This window comes from Vibrio sp. Y176 (assembly GCF_033438945.1).
Genome location: NZ_JAWOQS010000167.1, coordinates 1 through 958 on the forward strand (window position 1 = coordinate 1; position 958 = coordinate 958).

The window sequence follows — 958 nt, forward strand, 5'->3', positions numbered from 1 at the left end:
GCGTTAACGCGGTGGTGTATTTTCGCGTGGTTGACCCACAAATGGCAATCAACAATATTGAAAGTTACAGCGATGCCACCAGCCAGTTAGCACAAACGACGCTACGCTCGGTGCTGGGCCAACACGAGTTGGATGAACTGCTATCCGAACGAGAACGACTCAACAAGGATTTACCGTCCATTCTCGATCAACAAACCGACGATTGGGGCATTAAAATCTCCACCGTCGAAGTCAAACACGTCGATTTGAACGACAGCATGGTTCGCGCGCTGGCTCGACAAGCCGAGGCGGAACGTAACCGCCGAGCGAAAGTGATTCACGCAACGGGTGAATTGGAAGCCTCGAACAAACTGAAAGAAGCCGCAGAAATGCTAAACGAAGCGCCAAACGCGCTGCAATTACGCTATATGCAGACCTTAACCGAAATTACGACGGACAAAACCTCAACCATCATCTTCCCAATGCCAATTAATTTGGTCGAAGCGGTGACGGACATTGCCAACGCCGTTAAAAAGAATCAGGGGCAGGATAAAGAAGAATAGCCACATTAATTTTCAAATAAGGGCGGAAGCGGCTTGGGTTTAACTTGAGCGGACTTAGTTTGGTCTCGTTGAGTTTGGTGTAAACAGTAAGGCCGCTTCTTCATATTAGATATCACAAACCTTTCGATCACTGACCCGTGTCGGATTTACTTGGCGGCGTACCACATTCGCGTTTCATGATTTCCAGACCCGATTTAAAACAAGCGCGCCATGCCTTTTCAACGTCGGAGTTGTACTCATAATCACACTCTTGTACTGTTTCCAATAAGCTTTCAAACCAAATATCAATGTCTTCGGGTTTGATACCAATGTTACCGATACCGTGCTTTTTGCCATACTTTTCCATCATTTTTCGCGCATCAGAAGACGTGTCTGTCATCATAAAAAAGACGATAGAACCTTTGAGCATACCACCT

The 958-nt window shown here is 46.6% G+C and carries 2 protein-coding genes; one reads left to right on the top strand and one right to left on the bottom strand.

Features of this window, described 5'->3' with window-relative positions; all coding sequences use genetic code 11:
• Positions 1–542 (top strand): SPFH domain-containing protein (locus tag R7O13_RS24875; RefSeq protein ID WP_318304941.1); only part of this gene is annotated, 542 nt, incomplete at its 5' end.
• Between the two features lie 127 nt (positions 543–669).
• On the opposite strand, the gene R7O13_RS24880 is transcribed toward R7O13_RS24875, so the two are convergent.
• On the bottom strand, positions 670–958 hold a 289-nt coding region (locus tag R7O13_RS24880), incomplete at its 5' end, for a globin (protein WP_318304942.1).